This is a genomic window from Paenibacillus lemnae (genome assembly GCF_012933385.1).
GTDB lineage: Bacteria > Bacillota > Bacilli > Paenibacillales > Paenibacillaceae > Paenibacillus_AQ > Paenibacillus_AQ lemnae.
In genome coordinates this window covers 115138-135473 of the sequence record NZ_JABBPN010000007.1, presented here as the reverse complement: position 1 = coordinate 135473, position 20336 = coordinate 115138, and the positions used below count along the sequence as shown (strand labels likewise).

Genomic DNA, 20336 nt, shown 5'->3' with positions numbered 1-20336 from the left:
ATTGGGATGCCGGTAGATAAACCGACATCCCTTTATTTTTGTCTTATGACAAGTATTATTCTTTGTAAACAATCGGAGGTGGAGAAACATTAGTAAGGAACATATGATCAACGACGAAATTCGGGCGAGAGAAGTACGTTTGGTTGGCGCAGAAGGTGAACAAATCGGAATCAAACCGATCCGGGAAGCGCTGCAGATGGCGATCGACCTTAATCTTGATTTGGTCAACGTAGCCCCTCAAGCAAAACCGCCGGTCTGCCGCATCATGGATTATGGTAAATTCCGCTATGAGCAGCAGAAGAAAGAGAAGGAAGCGCGCAAGAATCAGAAGATTGTAGATCTGAAGGAAGTGTGGTTCCGTGCGAATATTGAGGAGCATGATTATCAGACCAAGCTTCGCAATGTCGTGAAATTCTTAAATGAAGGCGACAAGGTGAAATGTTCCGTTCGTTTCCGCGGCCGTGAAATCACGCATGCCAACATTGGCCAGAAGATTCTCGAGCGCGTGAAAACGGAAGTGGCCGAGCTCTGCGTCGTAGAGCGCCAGCCGAAGCTGGAAGGCCGCAGCATGATCATGATCTTGGCTCCTAAAGCCTAAGAGACATTCAGAGGAGGAAGAAGTACAATGCCTAAAATGAAAACACACAGCAGCCTGAAAGGCCGCTTCAAAATTACAGGTACAGGTAAAGTAAAACGCTATAAAGCTTACAAAAACCACCTGCTGTCCCACAAATCCAAGCGTGCGAAGCGCGTTCTCGGTACCAGTCCGGTTATGGCACCTGGTGATGTAAAGCGTTTGAAGCAAGGTCTGGCTAATCTGAAATAGTAAACAACATTCATTGGGAGGTTCTTAAATATGGCACGAGTTAAAGGCGGCTTTGTGGTTCGTCGCAGACATAAAAAAGTATTGAAATTGGCAAAAGGTTATTTCGGTTCTAAACACCGTATTTTTAAAACAGCTAAAGAACAGGTTATGAAATCCCTGGTATACGCATACCGTGACCGTCGTCAGACGAAACGTAACTTCCGCAGACTGTGGATCGTTCGTATCAACGCGGCTGCTCGCCAAAATGGCCTGTCCTACAGCAAATTGATGTTTGGTTTGAAGCTTGCAGGCGTGGATATTAACCGCAAAATGCTGGCTGACCTGGCTGTGAACGATCTGAATGCATTCAACTCTTTGGCTTCTGTAGCCAAAGAAAAAATGAATGCTTAATTTATAGCCCTTATATAAAAAACCGCTCCGGATCCGGAGCGGTTTTTTTCGTAATTTAATCTACATCAGCCTGTATTGCCTTTTACAGGGCGATGGAACAAGCAAGCCCCTTCTCGCAGGAATAGACTGGATTTATATTACCCGAGGAGGGATAACATGCATAAGCCTGTAAGTAAGCACGAGGCAAATAAATATGTGGGCAAACAGATTATCGCTTATAAAAAAGACGGATCCGTAGTCAAAGGCAAGCTTATCAGAATTTCGGGAGACCGGCTGATCCTGGAAGGAATAAAAGGTAAACGTGTGAAAACCAAAGCTCTGGCTCCTCTTGTACTGTTCGATCTGCTGGCCATCGGTACGGCTCCTTTTGCCTACGGACCGTATGGGTTTGGCGGAGGATACGGACCTGGATATGGACCTGGATTCGGACCTGGATTCGGACCCGGTTACGGACCTGGTTTCGGCGGCTACCCTCCTTACGGCGGGTTTTTCTGGTAAGTGTTATAACAACAGCTTCTCCATTTCAAAACAATGATTTGTTGTAATGAACCGCAGCGTGTTATAGCCCAGTTTCCGGTAAAACAACAACCCTTTCTTATTGCTGGAATCCACCATCACTTTGGCCCGGGTGCATCCGCGAGAACGGGCGAAAACTTCTGCTTGAGCCATCAGGGAGGCTCCCCAGCGCTTTCGCTGTACAGCGGGTGCAACGGCCAGCATATCAATATACACCAACTCACCGTGCATCATGAAATGTATAAAACCCACAGGTGCATCCTCGGCACCGTTTGATGCGATCAGCGTTACCCCTCGCCTTAATCGGGCCGGCATCTCCTTCCGAATGCTGTCCAATTCCATTGGACTGAGCGTGGAAAGAGGGACAAGCTGGGTTTCGATGAGCTGAAGGATGACGGGATCATCCAGTCCGGGCCGGCGGTAGCGAATCATCGCGGCTCCTCCCTTCACTGCCATTAAAGATGAATGCATTATTGTATGCAGCAGCTTAAAGAGGGGTGTCCGGCGAAGAAAGCTGTATAAAAAACGTCTGAAATGCTAAAGCTGACGCAGCAAGTAAAATAAAATGGTTGACTTCTTGAATCAATGAATCATATAATGTTTCTAAACATTTTAACGAAATAATTTCTATCTGCAATGATGAGGACGAAGTTTAAAGGGCTCTTTTGCTCAGAGAGTGGACGGATCAGCTGCAACCTCCACCAAAACCCCTTTTATACGAGCTCACCTCGGAGCTGTTTTCCTGAAAAATGTTAATCCTTGACTTCAGTGTATTAAAGGGTTAGCGTCTATTAGGGGAAATCGTTTAGTTCACGTTACGAACTTCAGATATTGAAGGCCTCTTTTTGAGTTCTTCATACCTGCTGAGGCTTTGCATTGCGAGATGTAGAGCAAATATGGGTGGTACCACGGAAGCTAAACCTTTCGTCCCTCACGCGGTCATATTCCGCAGTGTGGGATGAAAGGTTTTTTTGTTGCTTTAATGCCAAGATAGGCAATGTTTGAGAGGAGGATGACTGATGAGCGCGCAAACTCCAGAAGTGCGGTCTACAGAGCAATTACGAGAGAAATGGATGAAGCCCGAAGTGATTACCGGATCGGAAATTCTGCTTCGGAGCCTTCTTTTGGAAGGTGTCGAATGTGTCTTTGGCTACCCCGGCGGGGCAGTATTATATATCTACGACGCCATGTACGGATTTGAGGATTTCAAGCACGTCCTGACACGGCATGAGCAAGGTGCGATTCATGCGGCAGACGGATATGCACGGGCCAGCGGCAAAGTCGGCGTATGTATTGCCACATCAGGTCCTGGTGCAACGAATCTGGTGACAGGAATTGCAACGGCCTACATGGACTCGGTGCCTATGGTCGTTATTACGGGTAATGTAGCAACAACTCTGATCGGAACAGATGCTTTTCAAGAAGCGGATATTACCGGGATTACGATGCCGATTACGAAGCACAGCTACCTGGTGCGTGATGTTAAGGATTTGCCTCGGGTCATCCACGAAGCCTTTCATATCGCTTCTACCGGCCGTAAAGGTCCTGTCCTGATCGATATACCGAAGGATGTTTCAGCGGCGAAGGAACTGTTCCAGCCGGCCGCAGGCGTTCAGCTTCGAGGCTACAATCCGCGGACGGTTCCAAATCGTCTGCAGCTGGATAAGCTTTGCCGGGCGATTGAGGATGCCGAGCGTCCATTAATTCTTGCCGGCGGCGGTGTTATCTACTCCGGTGCCCATGAAGCTTTGTTCGAATTTGTAAATCAGACCCAGATTCCCATCACGACTACACTGCTGGGACTCGGTGCTTTCCCAAGCGGCCATGACCTGTGGACAGGAATGCCTGGGATGCATGGAACGTACACGTCCAATCATGCTATCCAGCAAAGCGATCTGCTGATCAATATCGGTGCCAGGTTCGATGACCGGGTAACCGGGAAGTTAGACGGTTTTGCACCGCATGCCAAGATCGTTCATATCGATATTGATCCTGCAGAGATCGGCAAGAACGTTCCTACTGACATCCCGATCGTGGGAGATGTGAAAACCGTTCTTGAAATGCTGATCCCGAGTGCACCGAAGGCTGGAAAGGCGGATGCTTGGAGAGATCAGGTGACTAAATGGAAGGCTGAATATCCTTACAGATATACTGATTCCGAAGAAGTGCTGAAACCGCAGTGGGTTATCGAGATGCTGAACGAAACCACCAAAGGCGAAGCGATTGTAACGACGGATGTAGGACAGCATCAGATGTGGGCTGCCCAATACTACAAGTTCAATCAGCCGCGTTCATGGATCACCTCCGGTGGGCTTGGAACGATGGGATTCGGTTTCCCGGCTGCGATCGGTGCCCAGACAGCCAATCCAGACCGCCTGGTCATATCGGTTAACGGAGACGGCGGGATGCAGATGTGCTCCCAGGAGCTGGCGATCTGCGCGATCAATAACATTCCTGTGAAAATTGTCGTCATCAATAACCAGGTTCTCGGTATGGTCCGCCAGTGGCAGGAATTGATTTACGAGAATCGATACAGCCACATTGACCTGGCCGGCAGCCCGGATTTCGTCAAGCTGGCAGAAGCTTATGGCGTCAAGGGACTTCGTGCAACGACCAAAGAAGAAGCCCGCAGCGCTTGGGCAGAAGCGATGGATACACCTGGACCTGTCCTCATCGACTTTGTAGTGGAGAAGGGCGAGAACGTGTATCCGATGGTAACGCAAGGGTCCACGATTGACCAAATGCTGATGGGGGATGCGTAACATGAGTGATTATAAACGTACTATTGCCGTACTTGTTAATGATCAGCCCGGTGTCCTCCAGCGGGTCTCCGGACTGTTTGGACGCAGAGGCTTTAATATTGAAAGTATTACAGTGGGACAGTCGGAAGAAGCCGGGTTGTCCCGGATGGTTATCGTGACGACAGGAAATGACACCACACTGGAGCAGATCGAGAAGCAGCTGTACAAGCTGATCGATGTGATCAAAGTCATTAACCTCAGTTCCAAGCCGATGGTAGCCAGAGAACTCGCCCTGATTAAAGTAAAGGCCGAGCCTTCAGCGAGACCGGAAATATTGGGTGTCGTTGAGACCTTCCGCGCTTCCGTTGTTGACATTGGAGCTTCAAGCATGATGGTACAATCGGTTGGAGATACCGGCAAAATTGATGCTATAATCGAACTTCTGAAGCCATACGGCATTCAGGAGCTGTCCCGGACTGGTGTAACCGCCATGATCCGCGGAAACGCCTAAGGCTCATATTTTATAACTTCAGGTAGTATGGAACGTCAGGTACCCGCATGCTGAGCGGGTGTTTGAAAAGGTCATGGCCCACAGATCGCATCGGCCTTTTGAAATACCCGCTCATTCATGAAGGGGCTTTATATCAAAGGAGGATTTATACAATGGCAATTACGACTTACTATGAGCAAGACGCAGAACTGAATGTACTGAAAGACAAGACGATCGCAGTGATCGGTTATGGCAGCCAGGGCCATGCCCAGGCTCAGAACCTTCGTGACAGCGGACTCCGTGTCGTTATCGGACTTCGTGAAGGTAAATCTTTTGATAACGCAAAGAACGATGGATTCGAAGTACTGTCTGTAGCAGAAGCTGTTCAGCAGGCAGACGTTGTTCAAATCCTCATGCCGGATGAAACACAAGCTTCTGTATACAAGAACGACATCGAGCCTAACCTGAAAAAAGGTGCTGCACTGATGTTCTCCCACGGTTTCAACGTTCATTTTGGACAAATCGTGGCTCCAAAAGAAAATGATGTACTGCTGGTTGCTCCTAAATCTCCGGGCCACATGGTACGCCGTACATATGTGGAAGGCTTCGGCGTTCCGGGTTTGATCGCAATCGAAAAAGATGCTACTGGACAAGCTAAAGCTATCGGTCTTGCTTATGCTAAAGGGATCGGCTGTACTCGTGCAGGCGTTATTGAAACTTCGTTCCGTGAAGAAACCGAAACCGATCTGTTCGGTGAGCAGGCTGTACTGTGCGGCGGGGTTTCCGCTTTGATTAAAGCAGGATTTGAAACATTGACCGAAGCTGGATATGCACCTGAAATGGCCTACTTCGAGTGTCTGCATGAACTGAAGCTGATCGTGGATATGATCTATGAGGGTGGTCTTGCTTCCATGCGTGACTCCATCAGTAACACAGCCGAGTACGGTGACTATGTAACTGGACCTCGCATTGTAACGGACGAAACGAAGAAAGCGATGAAAGAAGTATTGTCCGATATTCAGCAAGGTAAGTTCGCACGTGACTTCATTCTGGAGAATCAATCCAACCGCGCTTTCCTGACGGCTACCCGTCGTAACGAATCCGAGCATCCAGTAGAGGTTGTCGGTTCACAGCTGCGCGAAATGATGCATTGGATCAAGAAGTAAGAGCGTATACTGAATTAAATATTCACACTCCGGCGGTTAGGGACCTTATGGTTCCTGCCGCCGGAACTATATCAAGCCAAAGAACTTCAAGGAGGTGTCAGCATGCGTAAGATTTATGTTTTTGACACAACGCTGCGGGATGGAGAGCAGTCACCCGGCGTAAACCTGAACACCCGCGAGAAGGTAGAAATTGCCCACCAGCTGGAAAGGCTGGGAATCGATCGCATGGAGGCAGGCTTTCCGGCAGCTTCGCCAGGAGACCTTGCCGCGGTGAATGCCGTAGCAAGAGCTGTAAAGGACGTCACAGTGATCGGTTTATCCCGTTCCAGAGAACATGATATCGATGCGGTCCGCGAAGCTCTCCAAGGTGCACAGGATCCGTGTATTCATGTGTTTCTGGCCACTTCACCCATTCATCGCAAGTTTAAGCTTCGGATGGAGAAGGAGCAGGTACTGGAAACCGCTCAGGCTGCTATTCGATACGCGAAAAAGTATTTTTCCAAGATCGAGTTCTCGCTGGAGGATGCTGGCCGGACAGAGCTCGACTTTATGGCCGAAGTGGTCGGTATGGCCGTGCGCGAAGGCGCGAAGGTGGTCAATATTCCTGATACAGTAGGTTACTTGAACCCGGCAGAATATGGAGCGATCTTCAAGTATTTGAAAGAAAATGTGCCTGATATTGAAAAGGTGCAGCTCAGTGCCCACTGTCATAATGACCTGGGAATGGCTACAGCGAACACGCTGGCCGCCATTCTGAACGGGGCGGATCAAATCGAAGGAACCGTGAATGGCATCGGCGAGCGTGCGGGCAACACAGCTATCGAGGAAGTGGCGATGGCTCTGGAAACCCGTCAGGACTTCTTCCAGGCCAAAACCGGATTAGTACTTACTGAGATTGCGCGTTCCAGCCGTCTGGTGAGCAAACTGACCGGTATGGTAGTGCCTGGCAACAAAGCCGTTGTAGGTGCGAATGCGTTTGCTCATGAATCGGGCATTCATCAGGATGGGATGCTGAAAGAGAAAACCACCTATGAGATTATGACTCCGGAATCTATCGGCCTGAAGGAGAGCAAGCTGGTACTCGGGAAACATTCCGGACGCCATGCGTTTCGCGAGAAGCTGCTTGAATTAGGGTATGAGCTCAGCGAAGTACAGGTGAATGAGGCTTTTGTGAAATTCAAGGTGCTTGCTGACAAGAAGAAAGAAGTTTCGGATGAAGATCTTCTTGCGCTGCTGGAAGAGAAGCTCGTTGATACGCCGGAAGTGTTTCGCCTCAAAACGATGTTCGTGACCTTCGGTAATGAAGCGACGCCAACCGCGCGTGTAACTGTGGAAACCGATAGCGGAACGATTGAGGAAGAGGCGGAAGGCAACGGTTCTGTTGATGCCATCTATAACGCGATCGACAAAGTGACATCTGAAGAAGTCACCTTGTCGGACTACTCGATTAAATCAGTATCCCAAGGCAAGGATGCCCAAGGAGAAGTTCATGTGCTGCTGACACAGAATGATGTGAGTGCACAAGGACGCGGACTGAGCACAGACATTCTTGAAGCCAGTGCCCGGGCATATGTGGATGCCGTGAACCAGTTGATCGAGAAGCGCAAGACGTTTGGGAAACGCGATCGTGTTACACTGTAAATACACATAAGAAGGAGGTGCTGCCAATGAACGGCAGCACCTCCTTTTTTATGCGGTAATAAAGATTCCAGTCTAGAGATTTGTGCTTACCAGGCGTATGCCTTAGGAGCACTTCCGCCCGGCCCAGGGAAGATTTCATCAAGTCGTTTCATGACAGACTCGTCCATCGTTACTTCCAGGCAGCGAAGAGATCCTTCCAGCTGTTCCAGGGTACGAGGTCCGATAATCGGAGCGGTCACTGCCGGATTGGAGGCAACCCAAGCCAGGGCAACGACATCCTGTGGTTCACCCAGCTCCTGGCACAGCGAAGCGAACTGCTCCAGCTGCTGACGGTGCTTTTCGATACGATCACTGTTTCCGCCGCTTCGTGTCCCCTCTATTTTCTTCAGGGCATTGCGTCCGAGCAGTCCGCCATCCAGCGGACTCCAAGGAATGACACCCAGCCCGAAATGCTGTGCTGCAGGGAGCACTTCAAGCTCTGGCAGCCGGCAGTTCAGACTGTATTTATGCTGTTCGGATATCAGTCCGAGAAAATGTCTGTTCTTCGCTTCCGCCTGTGCGGCAGCAATCTGCCAGCCGGCAAAGTTACTTGAACCGACATACCCGATCTTTCCTTGAGCGATCCCTACCTCAAAAGCGCCCCACATTTCGTCCCAGGTCACGGATAAGTCACTGTGATGCATTTGATACAGCTCGATGTGATCAGTTTGCAAGCGCTTTAGTGAAGCGTCAAGATGACGCCGGACTTTATACGAAGAGAGGCCTGCCTGGTCATTGGGACCGTCCAGAGGATCACTCATGGAACCGTACATTTTAGTAGCCAGCACGACTTTTTCACGCCGCCCGCCGCCTTGTTTAAACCATCTGCCAATAATGCTCTCTGTTAATCCGGAGTTTTCGCCCCAGCCATACACATTGGCCGTATCAAAGAAGTTAATACCCGCATCCACAGCGGCATCCATAATGCGGAAAGATTCCTGTTCATCGGTTTCCGGTCCGAAGTTCATCGTGCCCAAACACAACCGGCTTACTTTCATACCTGATTTACCTAGGGAAGCATACTGCATGATTACAATCAACTCCTTATCATTTTTGGTAAGTCCTGCCTCTTCTATTGTAGTGAAGGTTGTTCATCTAAGCAAATGTTGTGCGGCATGGTCGAGTTATAGGTAAATCTTATAAAGTTCATAGATTCTATATCTTGGTCATATTGGATCAGGTATGTTACAACAATAATTAGAATGATAGCGGACGATGTACATAATGAAGGAGTGGAATAAGAATGTCTGAAACGAAAAAAATAGCAGTAATATCCGGTGACGGAATCGGTCCGGAGGTTGTGGCTGAAGCACAGAAAATTATCAAAGTTACCGAAGAGGTATTCGGTTATTCCTTTACAATGGAACATGCGCTGTTCGGCGGCATTGCTATTGATGAGAAAGGGACTCCGCTTCCGGAGGAAACCCTGCAGGTCTGCAAAAGTGCAGATGCTGTACTGTTAGGGGCTGTAGGCGGCCCGAAATGGGACAATAATTCGAAAGAACTTCGTCCGGAGACCGGATTGCTCGGCATCCGTAAGGAGCTTGGATTGTTCTCCAACCTGCGTCCTGCCGTGATCTTTGACTGCCTTAAAGATGCCTCTACGCTGAAGCCGGAAGTTCTGGAAGGTACAGATTTGATGGTTGTTCGTGAGCTTACTGGCGGTATATACTTCGGTGAGAAATTTAGACGCGAAGGTGCTGGAGGCGAAGAAGCTGTAGATACTTGTGTATACAATGTGTCTGAAGTAGAGCGTATCGTGCGCCAAGCTTTCGAAATTGCCGGCAAACGCCGTAAGAAACTGGCTTCCGTAGATAAAGCTAACGTGCTTGAAACTTCCCGTCTGTGGCGTGAAACGGTGAACAGAATTGCTCCGGAATATCCGGATATTGAACTTGAGCATGTGCTGGTCGATAACTGTGCGATGCAGCTGCTGCGCCGTCCGTCCAGCTTTGACGTCATTGTCACGGAGAACATGTTTGGAGATATTTTGAGTGATGAGGCGGCTATGCTGACAGGATCCATTGGTATGCTGGCATCAGCATCGATGGGTGAAGGCAGCTATGGATTGTACGAGCCGGTTCACGGATCTGCACCTGATATTGCAGGACAAGGTCTGGCGAATCCGATTGCAACCATATTATCTGTAGCCCTGATGTATCGACTGACCTTCGGTTATGCTGAAGCAGCGGATGCAATTGAACGTGCAGTAGCTGAGGTTCTGGATGCAGGACACCGTACATCCGATATCGCAGCAGATAAGAGCAAGGCACTCAGCACAACGGAAATGGGCGATCTGATCGCGAAAGCCATTCGGAAATCTTAATAAAAACGCTTAATTATAATTATTATAAAAAAATAATGTCTACAATCTTGACTTTGCCAAGCCCCGATGATAACATCATAGAGGAAATGTTCACCGGAACATAATTCTACGATATATAAGTATTTTGCTTATGTACCTTAAGGAGGAAATCAAGCATGGCAGAACGTTTAGTTGGTAAAGCAGCACCGGATTTTACAATGGAAACTGTATCCGGAGACGGCAAAGATTTTGGTAAGGTCAGCCTGTCCGACTACCGCGGCAAGTGGCTGGTATTCTTCTTCTATCCGCTGGATTTCACGTTTGTTTGTCCAACTGAAATTACAGCTTTGAGCGATGCATATGATCAATTTAAAACTTTGGACACTGAAGTTCTGGGCGTAAGCGTAGATTCTGTTCACAGTCATAAAGCTTGGATTAATGCTTCCAAGGATGCAAGCGGACTGGGTACTTTGAACTTCCCGCTGGCTTCCGATATCACAAAGAATGTTGCTCGTGATTATGGCGTTCTGATCGAAGAAGAAGGGGTAGCTTTGCGCGGCCTGTTTATCATCGATCCAGAAGGCGAACTGAAGTATCAAGTCGTGAACCACAATGACGTGGGCCGCAGTGTAGAAGAGACGCTTCGTGTTCTTCAAGCCCTGCAATCCGGCGGATTGTGTGCAATGAACTGGAAGCCAGGCGACACAAACCTGTAAGACTGAATTTTGTTAAAACTGGAAGCTCTCACTCCCTGCAGACCGATGCAGGGAACGGGAGCTTTTTCGTTTCCGTTATATGTTTAACTTCTTGAATTGACGGTTGATATATATACAAGCACTTTGAATAATAAAGATAAATAAGTAGTACTTTAATAATAAATCCGGGACAAAAGACTCAAAATTAACAATTCGATGCAAAATTGAAGGAATCATAGAGCGTGAAAGCGAATACAATTATCAAAACATGTGAATGAATAGAGACAGGGGAGGGTGGACAATATGAGTTTTTGCTGTGGAGCTAGTATGGTGGGTACAAAAGGTTCTTTGAAACATTATCGGACCCAGGTGCATAATGTTCCCCTGTTATTTTGTCCGGTATGCCACCGTGTAGAAGTGCATCATCGTGTAGAGAATGAATACGAGATATTAGCCGAATACGCACACGGAGACGGTGCTTCTCATGTGGATTTTCAGGATTATGTAATGGAAGATGAAGAGACTATTTTTGAGAATGTGGTCAATCGGGAATCCGAAGATGCCCTAGAAGTTGTTCAGAGTCAGATTGACATGTCCCTGGATCTCCTAGCGGTCGCTAAGTGGATGGATGATGAGAAGTGGCAGAGAGAATTAAAGCGGCGGCTTGCAGTCATGAGTCAGCGTAGAGTGCAGCTTCAGCAGAAAGCATAACATTACCAAGCCCCTGCCTGGGGCTTTTTTTGTGGAGATTTATAATGAACAGCTGCTTTTTACAATTTGACATTATTCCTTAGCAGGATAAAAAGATCCAGCTGAGTCTGCTAGGTTTTTTTAGCATCTGATCTATTTCGACAGTATCTCCGATTGACGTTTCTTCCACAACATGACTATCATGGAGAAAATACCAATGTACTGGGAGGTTCTGCTCTCTGTTCATGGAATGTCCATTCTTTGTTGCCATGTCCTTAATGTTTCGGCGATTTCATCTTAAGGAGAAAGGGGGGAGCCGTCTTGCTGAGTGAAATCCATCGAGCCGGGCTGCAGGATATGCGGCTTGTTCATCATAAGCAGCTTGTGAGAAACAAGTACGAGAACATTTTAGAGAATCTGGACAGCGGGATCATCCTCTTTGACAGCGATGGGGTTCTGGCTTTTGTTAATGTTCAGATGTCCAGGCTGCTGGGAGTACCCCGGAAATCCGTAACGGGTTGTACGCTGACTCAGCTGCTGCGCCACCCGGGAATTACACGCTTCAAAAAGAAGAAAATTATACGGATTTTCAGAGAGACAGTCTTCCACCGGAAGAAATTTCATGAACTAGTGGACGAGTACGGACGATCCTGGCTCATTACTATGACTTACGGCGATCAGATGGAAGGTGATTTTCTCATCAGTGTAAAAGATGTGTCGGAGTTCAAACAAATCGAACAAACGGCATACCAAAATGACAAACTGGCGATGTTAGGGAAAATTTCAGCTTCGATCGCTCATGAAATACGTAACCCGCTCACCTCGATTCGGGGATTTATTCAACTCCTTCGGCCTCATTTGATCCATTTGGGAAAGGACGAGTATGTCCGAATTATTTTGATGGAAATTGATCGCGCGAATGATATTATCTACGAATTTCTGAATTCATCGAAGCCCTCAGCACCTCAAACCACACTTATTCCTGTACGCTCCCTCCTGAAGGAGGTTGTGCTTCTTACTGAAAGCGAAGCTCTGATGAAGGGGTGTCAGATTGAACTGCGCGCTGGTGAAGTGGAGGAAGCCTGCAGTATTTCTGTGGATGTGAAGCAGATCAAGCAGGTGATATTAAATCTGGTTAAAAATGCACTGGATGCGATTGACGGCAAACATGATCATGATGGACAGGGGCGTATTGAGATCAGCGCCAGCCGGATTGGAGAACAGGTCAATATCACAATTTCCGACAATGGAGGCGGCATGGATCAGCATACACTGAATCATCTTTTCAATCCTTTTTTTACAACAAAAGAGGGTGGTACGGGTCTAGGTTTATCGGTTAGTTACCGGATTATCCGAAACCACGGAGGTACAATTGGTGTGGAAAGCCAGGTCGGTGCCGGGACAACCTTTATGATAACGCTTCCACTCATTCATGTTGCGAAGTAAGCAGAAACGGGTAATGGTCGTTCTATAATCATTCTATAAATCGATGTAAGACAAGATGGAGGGACAGCAATGAGATGGACATTACAGACTAAAGAACAATGGAATGAATCAAGTAGTGATGCACATGTGCTGCTGGTGGGCAAAAAGGATATTCAGGATGGCGGGGTAAGTGCAGCATTGGACCCGGTAATAAGAAATTTGATGGACAAAGGGCTCTTTACAGCCGCTCCGGGCAAAAGCTATATCCTGCCGCTTCAAACGGCAGACTCCCTGACAACCTACATACTGATGGGGAGAACAGATGGACCGATGTCATCCGAAGAACTCCGTTTGATCGCAGCCCAAGCTGCAAAGGCAGCAATCAAAATTGGAGCCCAGAGTCTATCTATGGATATTCCGTCCACTATGCAGCAATTTACCTTGGAGCAGGATGTTCGTGTCTGTGCACAAGCCCTTTGTGAAGGATTTGTGCTGGGAGCTTATCGGGCTAAAGAGTACAAAAGAGACGGGGCGGACAAAAAGCAGCTGCAAGAGGTGATCTATATCGTTGACAGCTCTGTACATGAGTCAGGGTTTAACGCAGCATGGGAGGAGGGAGCCGGCTGGGGACAGGCAACAGGGGATGCAGTTATACTTGCCCGTGATTTGGTCAACCTGCCTGGTAACAGACTAACCCCAGATGCGCTGGCCTCGGCGGCTTCCGCACTCGCAGAACGTCACGGGATGGAGACTGAAATCCTGGATGAGCATATGATGGAGCAGAAAGGGATGGGCGGGGTTCTGGCCGTGGGCAAAGGCAGCGTAAACCCTCCCCGGATGATTGTGATCAAATACCAGGGAACGGATCATTGGGAGGACGTCATCGGGCTGGTTGGAAAAGGAATTACGTTTGATACAGGCGGTGTGTCGCTGAAAAGAGCTCCGGGTATGGAAGAGATGATCTGTGATATGGGCGGTTCTGCAGCCGTTCTGGGCGTCATGGAGGCGCTGGGGCAGCTGCGTCCCAAGGTCAATGTTGTGATGGTCGTGCCATCGGCAGAGAACATGCCTGACGGCAGAGCATTTAAACCGGGTGATATTGTAACCACCATGAGCGGCCGCACCATCGAGGTACTAAATACGGATGCGGAAGGAAGAGTGGTCCTGGCAGACGGGATGTCTTACGCGAAAGAGCTTGGAGCAAACCGCATCATTGATGTAGCGACATTGACAGGAGCAGTAGGCGTAGCTTTGGGCGATGTAGCGACAGGAGCAGTAACGAATGATGATGTATTTATGCAGGAGCTGATCTCTTCTTCCCGCAGAGCCGGGGAAAAAGTATGGCCTTTGCCTTCCTATCCGGAATATTGGGAAATGCTGAAAAGCGACGTGGCAGATGTAAAAAATTCTACAGGCCGAATGGCAGGTGCCATTACCGGAGGGTTATTTATTGGGACATTTGCGGATGGTCTTCCATGGATTCATCTGGATATCGCCGGAACTGCCTATATGTCCAAAGAGCGAGGAGTAAATCCCAAAGGAGGAACCGGCGTCATGGTCCGTACGATTACGGAATGGATTCGGACTCAGGAAATGTAAAGCAGCTAATATAGCCTGCAAAGGAGAAGGTCCGCGATCTGCGGACTTTTTTTCTTTACTTTTCGCAAGGCGTTCAAGTATGATGGAGAGAAAAACCGGGGTGAAGGGAGTTTAGCTTGGATGAAAAGTAGTCATACCAAAATTGTAGATTGTACCATCCGTGATGGCGGACTGGTAAACAACTGGGATTTCAGCGTGGAATTTGTTCAAAATCTATATGCCGGCCTGAATGAGGCAGGCGTGGAATATATGGAAATCGGGTATAAAAACTCACCAAAACTGCTTAAAGGAGCAGACCAGGCAGGACCTTGGCGTTTTCTGGATGATGACTTCCTTCGCGAAGTGATTCCACAGAAAGGAAAAACTAAACTGTCGGCACTGGTGGATATTGGCCGTGTTGAAGTGGATGACATTATGCCGCGTGAAGAAAGCATGCTGGATCTGATCCGGGTTGCCTGCTACATCAAGGATGTAGACAAAGCACTTGATCTGGTTCAAACCTTCCATGACCGCGGGTATGAGACGACAATCAACATTATGGCTTTATCCAATGTTATGGAGAACGAGCTGCTCGAAGCTTTTGAAATGATTAAGGACAGTGTCGTAGACTTCGTGTATATTGTGGACTCCTATGGCAGTCTGGACCATAAAGATATTGATTACCTGGTGAACAAGTTTAAAACCCATCTTCCGAACAAGCGTCTGGGTGTGCATACCCACAATAATATGCAGCTGGCGTTCTCCAATACACTCGTTGCCGCAGAGCTGGGTGTTGAACTGCTGGATGCTTCGGTATATGGAATGGGCCGTGCGGCTGGCAACTGCCCGACAGAACTGCTGGTCACTCATCTGAAGGGTACGAAGTATCAGCTTCGTCCCGTGCTTGATATCATTGAGCGCTTCATGATTCCTGTTCGTGAGAAAGAGGAGTGGGGCTACATTATTCCTTATATGATTACGGGGACTTTGGATGAGCATCCTCGTTCTGCGATGGCGCTTCGTGCTTCTGCAGATAAGGACAAATCCGTTGATTTTTACGACAAGCTGACCACACCGGAAGTAACATTCGATAAGTAAATCATCAACATCTAAGAGACCCTGATCCGCGCAATGCGGTCAGGGTTTTGCTTTGGAATGATCTTCCTTAAAAAATCTGTTGCATTCCTTTCATGTGCATGGTATATTTATTTTTGTCGTTAAGACAGCATTTTTGCTAACGGGACGTAGCTCAGCTTGGTAGAGCACCTGGTTTGGGACCAGGGGGTCGCATGTTCAAATCGTGTCGTCCCGATTGTATATTATGCGGGTGTAGTTCAATGGTAGAACTCCAGCCTTCCAAGCTGGTAGCGTGGGTTCGATTCCCATCACCCGCTTTACTGAAAGGCCCTTGAAATATCAAGGGCTTTTCTTTTTGCCGTTAAAGGCCCGCCGATTCCATCGGCGGGCCTGTTTTTGGTTAGAGGCAGCACAAGAACAGCGTATCTTATGCCCTTCGGGCTTTAGTTACCTTCAGGTTATAGTGTCTGCCATATGCACGCCCGTAGGCCACAATCTTGCGAATAATGCGGCGGTTGGACAGCAGCATAAACGGTTTAGGGTCTGGTACGGTGTTCACTTCCAGAATCCATGGTTTAAGTCTTCGGTCAAAACAGATGTCGAGCCCCAGCTCATTCAGCGAGGACTTTCTTGCACTCAGCCGCGCAGCGGTAACATGAGCCATTCGGTTCATGTTACGCAGCAGTCGAGGTGTCCACCGTCTTCCAGCAAACGGACGAAGCAGCACGGAGGGAGCATAGATCGTGCCGCCTTGGCTGCCGTTCGTCACTGCCTTTCTCGGATGGGCCAGACGTCCGAAAGTACCTGTGCATTCCCATCTCCGGCTGGGATTCCGTTGAATCATCACCCGAAAATCAAACGGGCGTCCATTGTACCGCAGTACGTGGATCCCCCGCTGAACAAGATACGGTCTGAGGCTGAAGTATCTGCTTAAGGATCTGTACAGTCTGTTGAAGTTTCTGAAGGTATGCACACCCGTGCCGTACTGATATCGGTAGCCGCGTCTCAGCCGTTCTACACGGATAACTCCTTTGCCTTGTGACCCCCGATCCGGTTTGACATAAACCATGCCGTAACGATGAAGCATGTTGTAGAACACAGAACGTTTCAAGCGTCTGGTTTGCGGGATATGGCTTGCAAGCATGCGATTACCGCGCATTAAAGTTGTCTTGTTCATCTTTCCGCCTAAAGGCTTATTGGCCAAGGTAATATCCATCCTTCCTCGCAGGTTGCTGTAGTCCTAGCAGTCTATTATATGGCTGTAGAGGAGGGGTGGTGTGGTCCCAAGCCTACTGGAACGAGGAGAAAGCATCTTATTAAACCTTGGGACATTGGCATGCAGGGCTGGTCTGGAGCCGTTAGACAGCTTCAACTTGGTCTGCTGTACCAAACGGAGCACCGGCATCTCGCATATGCTGATTTGGAAACGGCAAAAGAGTCTCGTCAAAGAAGGGAGGATCCGCAGTGATTTCGCCTGAAGAACTTAAACAAGCGATTGCTAAAGTCGCCCCAGGCTGTCCCTGGTATACCCGGTGGGCGGGTGTGGATTTGGAAAAAGAAAATCTCAGGCTTTCCCGGCTCCCTCTCGTTACCTCCGGCGTGTTAGAGACGCATTACTACACGGCTGATAACCCGCTTGGAAAGGTGAGCGGATGTTTCGAGTATCGTACTTCCGGTACGAGTTCAGGCCGGCGAAAATCGATCTATTATACACCGTCTGACGAAGAGGAGTATGTGAGAATCAAACTGGATGTATATCGGCATATTTTGGGTTCAGGTCATTATCGCAGGGCTCTTGCAGATATGGGTACAGGTCACGCAGAAGCGACTGCCGTTGATGTGTTCCGACAGCTTGGTATGGAAGCAGAGTCCATTTCATTCAAGCTACCGATTGAGCAGCACTTAGAGAAGCTCCACCGTTTCCAGCCGGATGTCTTGTACACCATGCCTTCCATTTTGGAGCGGATTCTGCTTGCATCACCTGATCCGTCTGCTTACGGTATCCGGCATGTCATTCTGGTGGGTGAAATTGCTCCGGCAGGCTGGATCGCCAGAGCAGCTGAACAGCTGAATATTTCTGCAGCATCCATCACCGATACGTACGGCTCTATTGAGATTGGGACGATGGCCTATTTCTCCCACGAACATGGACGTTATCTGCTGACTGAGGGATTAACCGCCGAAGGAATAGGAACAGAAGAACTTGGCGAAGGCATCGAGGCACTGCCTGACGGAGAACAAATTCTTGTATTAACCTCTACGGTAAGAGAAGCTTTTCCTGCCATCCGATATGTTACGTATGATGTGGTTCGGGATCTGCGTCCGATTATTGTGAACGGCAGGAAACAGATGAGCTTCCAGAGTATTGTCAAGCGGATTGGACCGGATTTGAAGCATGGGGAGAAAATCAGCATTTACGATATTGAGGATGTTGTATACCGCCACCTTGGGCAGGTGAGTGTCCGTGTTCACATGGATCTCCAGGGACTGAAGGTGAAGGTATACCGTTCCCATCAGGCTGTCGCTTTGGAACAGCACGATATTTCAGAGTCTGTCCTGCAAGCCGTTCGTGCGGAGCTTGAGGAACGGATCCCTGAAATCGGTGCAATGGTGCGCTCGGGAATTATCGGGAGGATCACAGTAGAGCAGGGAGATTTTGAAGATGAATCCCAGCGAAGCAGTGTCAAACAGAAAAAAATCTATTATGACAAAATCGAGGGATCGTAGATGAAACTGGAGGGTGGAATTGCAGATACCATCGGCGGTACGCCGTTAGTCAGATTATCCCGGATTTTTTATGATGAACCGTTTAAGGTTTATGCCAAGCTGGAGGGAATGAATCCCGGCGGCAGTGCGAAGGACCGGCCTGCGCTGTATCTGCTTAGAGAAGCGATTCGTCGCGGGGAAGTTACAGAGAACAGCGTTATAATTGAATCCAGCTCAGGTAATTTGGCTATTAGCCTGGCACAGCTGTGCCGTTCATTAGGACTTCGCTTTATCTGTGTGGTAGATCCCCGGACAACCGAGCAGCACAAGCGGATTATTCGAAGCTACCATGGTGAGATCGAACTGGTATCGCAGCCGGATCCTGCGACAGGGGAATTTTTGCCTGCACGAATTTCCAGAGTCCGGGAGCTGGTGGCTCAAATTCCGAATGCTTATTGGACCAATCAATACGGCAATTTGGATAACAGCCTGGCCCATACGGAGATGACCATGAAGGAAATTGGAGATGCCTTGGGACATATCGACTATTTATTCGTCGGTGTCAGTTCCTGTGGTACGATCCGTGGCTGTGCGGATTATATTAAGGCCCGCAAATGGAACACCAAGGTGATTGCTGTAGATGCAGCGGGAAGCGTGATTTTTGGCGGGGCTAAGGGTGCGCGGCAGTTTCCGGGCCTGGGTGCGGCTCTGGTACCCGGATTATTCCGTCCGGATATGGCAGATGCTGTTCAATATGTCTCGGACCGTGACTGTGTGGAAGGATGCCGTTTGTTGATTGGGAAAGAGGCCATTATGGCGGGTGCTTCATCCGGTGGTGTGATTACATCGATCCTGCGGATGAAAGGCGCTATTCCTCAAAATGCCGTTTGCTGCGCTATCCTGCCTGACCGCGGGGAAAGGTATCTGGATACGGTGTATAGTGACGAATGGGTGCAGCGGGTGCTTGGCTTTAATCCCCGTTTGCAGGGGGAGGATTCATAATGCTGTATTTGAATGATGATCACATCCGGAAGATCGGAACGGATTGGCATACTCTGACGGAGACCGTCAGGGGCGTTCTTTATACTGATGATGCCGGAGACTGTGTCCATCCTATCAAGCCATACCTGCGGTTTAGAGAGCCTCAGAACCGGATTATTGCCATGCCTGCTTATGTTGGCGGCAGCACGGAGCTGGCTGGAATCAAATGGATCGCGAGTTTCCCGGAGAATTATCTCAAAGGACTTCCACGTGCACACAATACAGTCATACTGAATGACACCGACACAGGCCAGCCGCTTGCCTTTTTTAACAGCGGTCTGCTTAGCGGTCTGCGGACCGCTGCGGTCAGCGGACTAATGGTTCAGGCCTTTATGGAGGCACGACAGCCGGAACAGATAAGCCTAGGTATCATTGGTTGGGGACCCATCGGCCGGCTGCATCTGGACATGTGTGCGGCTCTGCTGGGAGAGAAGCTTCATAAGATCTACCTGTATGATCTGAGGGGAGTGGAGCTTTCCACAGTGCCAGATCACCTTCGTTCAAAAACGGTGGTGGCGCAGGATTGGAGAGAGGTCTATCACCATGTGAATATTCTGGCTACCTGTACGGTGTCTTCCCAAAGGTATATTGATGAGAAGCCGAGGGATGGCATGCTGCTGCTTGGAGTATCTTTAAGGGATTATCTTCCGGAGAGCGTAGCTCATTTAAAGACCCTGATTGTAGATGATTGGGATGAAGTGTGCCGGGAAAATACAGATATAGAGCAGCTTCATTTACAGCATGATCTTCAAAAAAAGGATGTCGGCACACTGGCAGATGCCGTCTGCCGCGGACTGCTGAATCAGGCAGGTCAGCAGGAAACGGTCTTTTTCAATCCGATGGGACTTGCGATCTTTGATATTGGAACAGCTGGTCATTACTGGCGAAAAGCTCTAGCACTTGGCATTGGGGAACAGCTTCTGGTATAATGAGGAAGAAATTCATTCTAGGAATGTGAGGTAACGTCATCCGATGAAGTAAGAACACCTGTCTTTCTAAAGCAAAGCGAA

General features: G+C 48.7%; 21 protein-coding genes and 2 tRNA genes. 20 read left to right on the top strand and 3 right to left on the bottom strand.

Annotated features, from left to right (window positions below; all coding sequences use genetic code 11):
* The first annotated feature begins 103 nt into the window (after positions 1 to 103).
* The 4 genes from infC to HII30_RS09945 all read left to right on the top strand — a co-directional run bounded on the left by infC (position 104) and on the right by HII30_RS09945 (position 1714).
* A complete protein-coding gene (gene infC / locus HII30_RS09960; RefSeq protein WP_169504871.1) occupies positions 104 to 598 on the top strand; it encodes a translation initiation factor IF-3 in 495 nt (164 codons plus the stop codon).
* Positions 599 to 625: 27 nt separating this feature from the next.
* Positions 626 to 826 carry a 50S ribosomal protein L35 gene (gene rpmI / locus HII30_RS09955; RefSeq protein WP_046678638.1) on the top strand — a complete coding sequence of 67 codons (201 nt, stop codon included), beginning with the start codon at positions 626 to 628 and terminating at the stop codon, positions 824 to 826.
* Positions 827 to 856: 30 nt separating this feature from the next.
* Positions 857 to 1216, top strand: coding sequence for a 50S ribosomal protein L20 (gene rplT, locus HII30_RS09950; RefSeq protein WP_169504870.1), 360 nt, complete (start codon positions 857 to 859; stop codon positions 1214 to 1216).
* Between the two features lie 156 nt (positions 1217 to 1372).
* Positions 1373 to 1714, top strand: coding sequence for a hypothetical protein (locus HII30_RS09945; protein WP_169504869.1), 342 nt, complete (start codon positions 1373 to 1375; stop codon positions 1712 to 1714).
* A 3-nt stretch (positions 1715 to 1717) separates the two neighbouring features.
* Here HII30_RS09945 and HII30_RS09940 read toward each other — a convergent pair whose 3' ends face one another.
* Positions 1718 to 2164: a GNAT family N-acetyltransferase gene (locus HII30_RS09940; RefSeq protein WP_169504922.1), complete on the bottom strand. Its 447-nt coding sequence runs from the start codon at positions 2162 to 2164 to the stop codon at positions 1718 to 1720.
* Positions 2165 to 2751: 587 nt separating this feature from the next.
* Between HII30_RS09940 and ilvB the strand changes: the two genes are divergently transcribed.
* The 4 genes from ilvB to HII30_RS09920 all read left to right on the top strand — a co-directional run bounded on the left by ilvB (position 2752) and on the right by HII30_RS09920 (position 7770).
* Complete coding sequence (gene ilvB, locus HII30_RS09935; protein ID WP_169504868.1) at positions 2752 to 4494, top strand: biosynthetic-type acetolactate synthase large subunit; 1743 nt, start codon at positions 2752 to 2754, stop codon at positions 4492 to 4494.
* A 1-nt stretch (position 4495) separates the two neighbouring features.
* Positions 4496 to 4984 (top strand): acetolactate synthase small subunit, encoded by a 489-nt coding sequence (gene ilvN / locus HII30_RS09930; protein WP_169504867.1) that lies wholly within the window; start codon positions 4496 to 4498, stop codon positions 4982 to 4984.
* A gap of 152 nt (positions 4985 to 5136) precedes the next feature.
* Complete coding sequence (gene ilvC / locus HII30_RS09925) at positions 5137 to 6129, top strand: ketol-acid reductoisomerase (RefSeq protein WP_169504866.1); 993 nt, start codon at positions 5137 to 5139, stop codon at positions 6127 to 6129.
* Between the two features lie 102 nt (positions 6130 to 6231).
* A complete protein-coding gene (locus tag HII30_RS09920) occupies positions 6232 to 7770 on the top strand; it encodes a 2-isopropylmalate synthase (RefSeq protein ID WP_169504865.1) in 1539 nt (512 codons plus the stop codon).
* Between the two features lie 86 nt (positions 7771 to 7856).
* Here the strand turns inward: HII30_RS09920 and HII30_RS09915 are convergent, their stop codons facing one another.
* Positions 7857 to 8837, bottom strand: coding sequence for an aldo/keto reductase (locus HII30_RS09915; protein WP_169504921.1), 981 nt, complete (start codon positions 8835 to 8837; stop codon positions 7857 to 7859).
* A 215-nt stretch (positions 8838 to 9052) separates the two neighbouring features.
* On the opposite strand from HII30_RS09915, the gene leuB reads away from it, so the two are divergent.
* The 8 genes from leuB to HII30_RS09875 all read left to right on the top strand — a co-directional run bounded on the left by leuB (position 9053) and on the right by HII30_RS09875 (position 15896).
* Complete coding sequence (gene leuB, locus HII30_RS09910; protein ID WP_169504864.1) at positions 9053 to 10135, top strand: 3-isopropylmalate dehydrogenase; 1083 nt, start codon at positions 9053 to 9055, stop codon at positions 10133 to 10135.
* A 155-nt stretch (positions 10136 to 10290) separates the two neighbouring features.
* Positions 10291 to 10830 carry a peroxiredoxin gene (locus HII30_RS09905; protein ID WP_169504863.1) on the top strand — a complete coding sequence of 180 codons (540 nt, stop codon included), beginning with the start codon at positions 10291 to 10293 and terminating at the stop codon, positions 10828 to 10830.
* Between the two features lie 282 nt (positions 10831 to 11112).
* A complete protein-coding gene (locus tag HII30_RS09900) occupies positions 11113 to 11520 on the top strand; it encodes a hypothetical protein (RefSeq protein WP_169504862.1) in 408 nt (135 codons plus the stop codon).
* Between the two features lie 300 nt (positions 11521 to 11820).
* A complete protein-coding gene (locus HII30_RS09895; protein WP_169504861.1) occupies positions 11821 to 12945 on the top strand; it encodes an ATP-binding protein in 1125 nt (374 codons plus the stop codon).
* 69 nt (positions 12946 to 13014) lie between these two features.
* Positions 13015 to 14523 (top strand): leucyl aminopeptidase, encoded by a 1509-nt coding sequence (locus HII30_RS09890; protein WP_169504860.1) that lies wholly within the window; start codon positions 13015 to 13017, stop codon positions 14521 to 14523.
* A 120-nt stretch (positions 14524 to 14643) separates the two neighbouring features.
* On the top strand, positions 14644 to 15600 hold the full coding sequence (locus HII30_RS09885; protein ID WP_169504859.1) for an aldolase catalytic domain-containing protein: 957 nt from the start codon (positions 14644 to 14646) through the stop codon (positions 15598 to 15600).
* 140 nt (positions 15601 to 15740) lie between these two features.
* Positions 15741 to 15814, top strand: a tRNA-Pro gene (locus tag HII30_RS09880).
* An 11-nt stretch (positions 15815 to 15825) separates the two neighbouring features.
* Positions 15826 to 15896 (top strand) — tRNA-Gly (locus HII30_RS09875).
* Positions 15897 to 16006: 110 nt separating this feature from the next.
* On the opposite strand, the gene HII30_RS09870 is transcribed toward HII30_RS09875, so the two are convergent.
* A complete protein-coding gene (locus HII30_RS09870) occupies positions 16007 to 16783 on the bottom strand; it encodes a YheC/YheD family protein (protein WP_246246228.1) in 777 nt (258 codons plus the stop codon).
* A 51-nt stretch (positions 16784 to 16834) separates the two neighbouring features.
* On the opposite strand from HII30_RS09870, the gene HII30_RS09865 reads away from it, so the two are divergent.
* The 4 genes from HII30_RS09865 to HII30_RS09850 are packed head-to-tail and all read left to right on the top strand — an operon-like array spanning position 16835 to position 20255.
* Complete coding sequence (locus HII30_RS09865; protein WP_169504857.1) at positions 16835 to 17047, top strand: hypothetical protein; 213 nt, start codon at positions 16835 to 16837, stop codon at positions 17045 to 17047.
* Positions 17044 to 18306 carry a phenylacetate--CoA ligase family protein gene (locus HII30_RS09860; protein WP_343045090.1) on the top strand — a complete coding sequence of 421 codons (1263 nt, stop codon included), beginning with the start codon at positions 17044 to 17046 and terminating at the stop codon, positions 18304 to 18306. Before HII30_RS09865 ends, HII30_RS09860 begins: the two co-directional genes overlap by 4 nt.
* Positions 18307 to 19287, top strand: coding sequence for a 2,3-diaminopropionate biosynthesis protein SbnA (gene sbnA / locus HII30_RS09855; protein ID WP_169504856.1), 981 nt, complete (start codon positions 18307 to 18309; stop codon positions 19285 to 19287).
* Positions 19287 to 20255: a 2,3-diaminopropionate biosynthesis protein SbnB gene (locus HII30_RS09850; protein WP_169504855.1), complete on the top strand. Its 969-nt coding sequence runs from the start codon at positions 19287 to 19289 to the stop codon at positions 20253 to 20255. The genes sbnA and HII30_RS09850 overlap by 1 nt, the downstream gene beginning before the upstream one ends.
* The last annotated feature ends 81 nt before the right edge of the window (positions 20256 to 20336 follow it).

Excerpts from the sequence above, each read along its gene's own strand:
- HII30_RS09900 (WP_169504862.1), top strand. The coding sequence starts at position 11,113 with ATGAGTTTTTGCTGTGGAGCTAGTATGGTGGGTACAAAAGGTTCTTTG.
- sbnA (WP_169504856.1), top strand. The coding sequence starts at position 18,307 with ATGAAACTGGAGGGTGGAATTGCAGATACCATCGGCGGTACGCCGTTA.
- HII30_RS09915 (WP_169504921.1), bottom strand. The coding sequence starts at position 8,837 with ATGCAGTATGCTTCCCTAGGTAAATCAGGTATGAAAGTAAGCCGGTTG.
- infC (WP_169504871.1), top strand. The coding sequence starts at position 104 with ATGATCAACGACGAAATTCGGGCGAGAGAAGTACGTTTGGTTGGCGCA.
- HII30_RS09885 (WP_169504859.1), top strand. The coding sequence starts at position 14,644 with ATGAAAAGTAGTCATACCAAAATTGTAGATTGTACCATCCGTGATGGC.
- HII30_RS09905 (WP_169504863.1), top strand. The coding sequence starts at position 10,291 with ATGGCAGAACGTTTAGTTGGTAAAGCAGCACCGGATTTTACAATGGAA.
- rpmI (WP_046678638.1), top strand. The coding sequence starts at position 626 with ATGCCTAAAATGAAAACACACAGCAGCCTGAAAGGCCGCTTCAAAATT.
- HII30_RS09945 (WP_169504869.1), top strand. The coding sequence starts at position 1,373 with ATGCATAAGCCTGTAAGTAAGCACGAGGCAAATAAATATGTGGGCAAA.
- HII30_RS09920 (WP_169504865.1), top strand. The coding sequence starts at position 6,232 with ATGCGTAAGATTTATGTTTTTGACACAACGCTGCGGGATGGAGAGCAG.
- rplT (WP_169504870.1), top strand. The coding sequence starts at position 857 with ATGGCACGAGTTAAAGGCGGCTTTGTGGTTCGTCGCAGACATAAAAAA.
- HII30_RS09890 (WP_169504860.1), top strand. The coding sequence starts at position 13,015 with ATGAGATGGACATTACAGACTAAAGAACAATGGAATGAATCAAGTAGT.
- ilvB (WP_169504868.1), top strand. The coding sequence starts at position 2,752 with ATGAGCGCGCAAACTCCAGAAGTGCGGTCTACAGAGCAATTACGAGAG.
- HII30_RS09940 (WP_169504922.1), bottom strand. The coding sequence starts at position 2,164 with ATGATTCGCTACCGCCGGCCCGGACTGGATGATCCCGTCATCCTTCAG.
- leuB (WP_169504864.1), top strand. The coding sequence starts at position 9,053 with ATGTCTGAAACGAAAAAAATAGCAGTAATATCCGGTGACGGAATCGGT.
- ilvC (WP_169504866.1), top strand. The coding sequence starts at position 5,137 with ATGGCAATTACGACTTACTATGAGCAAGACGCAGAACTGAATGTACTG.
- ilvN (WP_169504867.1), top strand. The coding sequence starts at position 4,496 with ATGAGTGATTATAAACGTACTATTGCCGTACTTGTTAATGATCAGCCC.
- HII30_RS09865 (WP_169504857.1), top strand. The coding sequence starts at position 16,835 with ATGGCTGTAGAGGAGGGGTGGTGTGGTCCCAAGCCTACTGGAACGAGG.
- HII30_RS09850 (WP_169504855.1), top strand. The coding sequence starts at position 19,287 with ATGCTGTATTTGAATGATGATCACATCCGGAAGATCGGAACGGATTGG.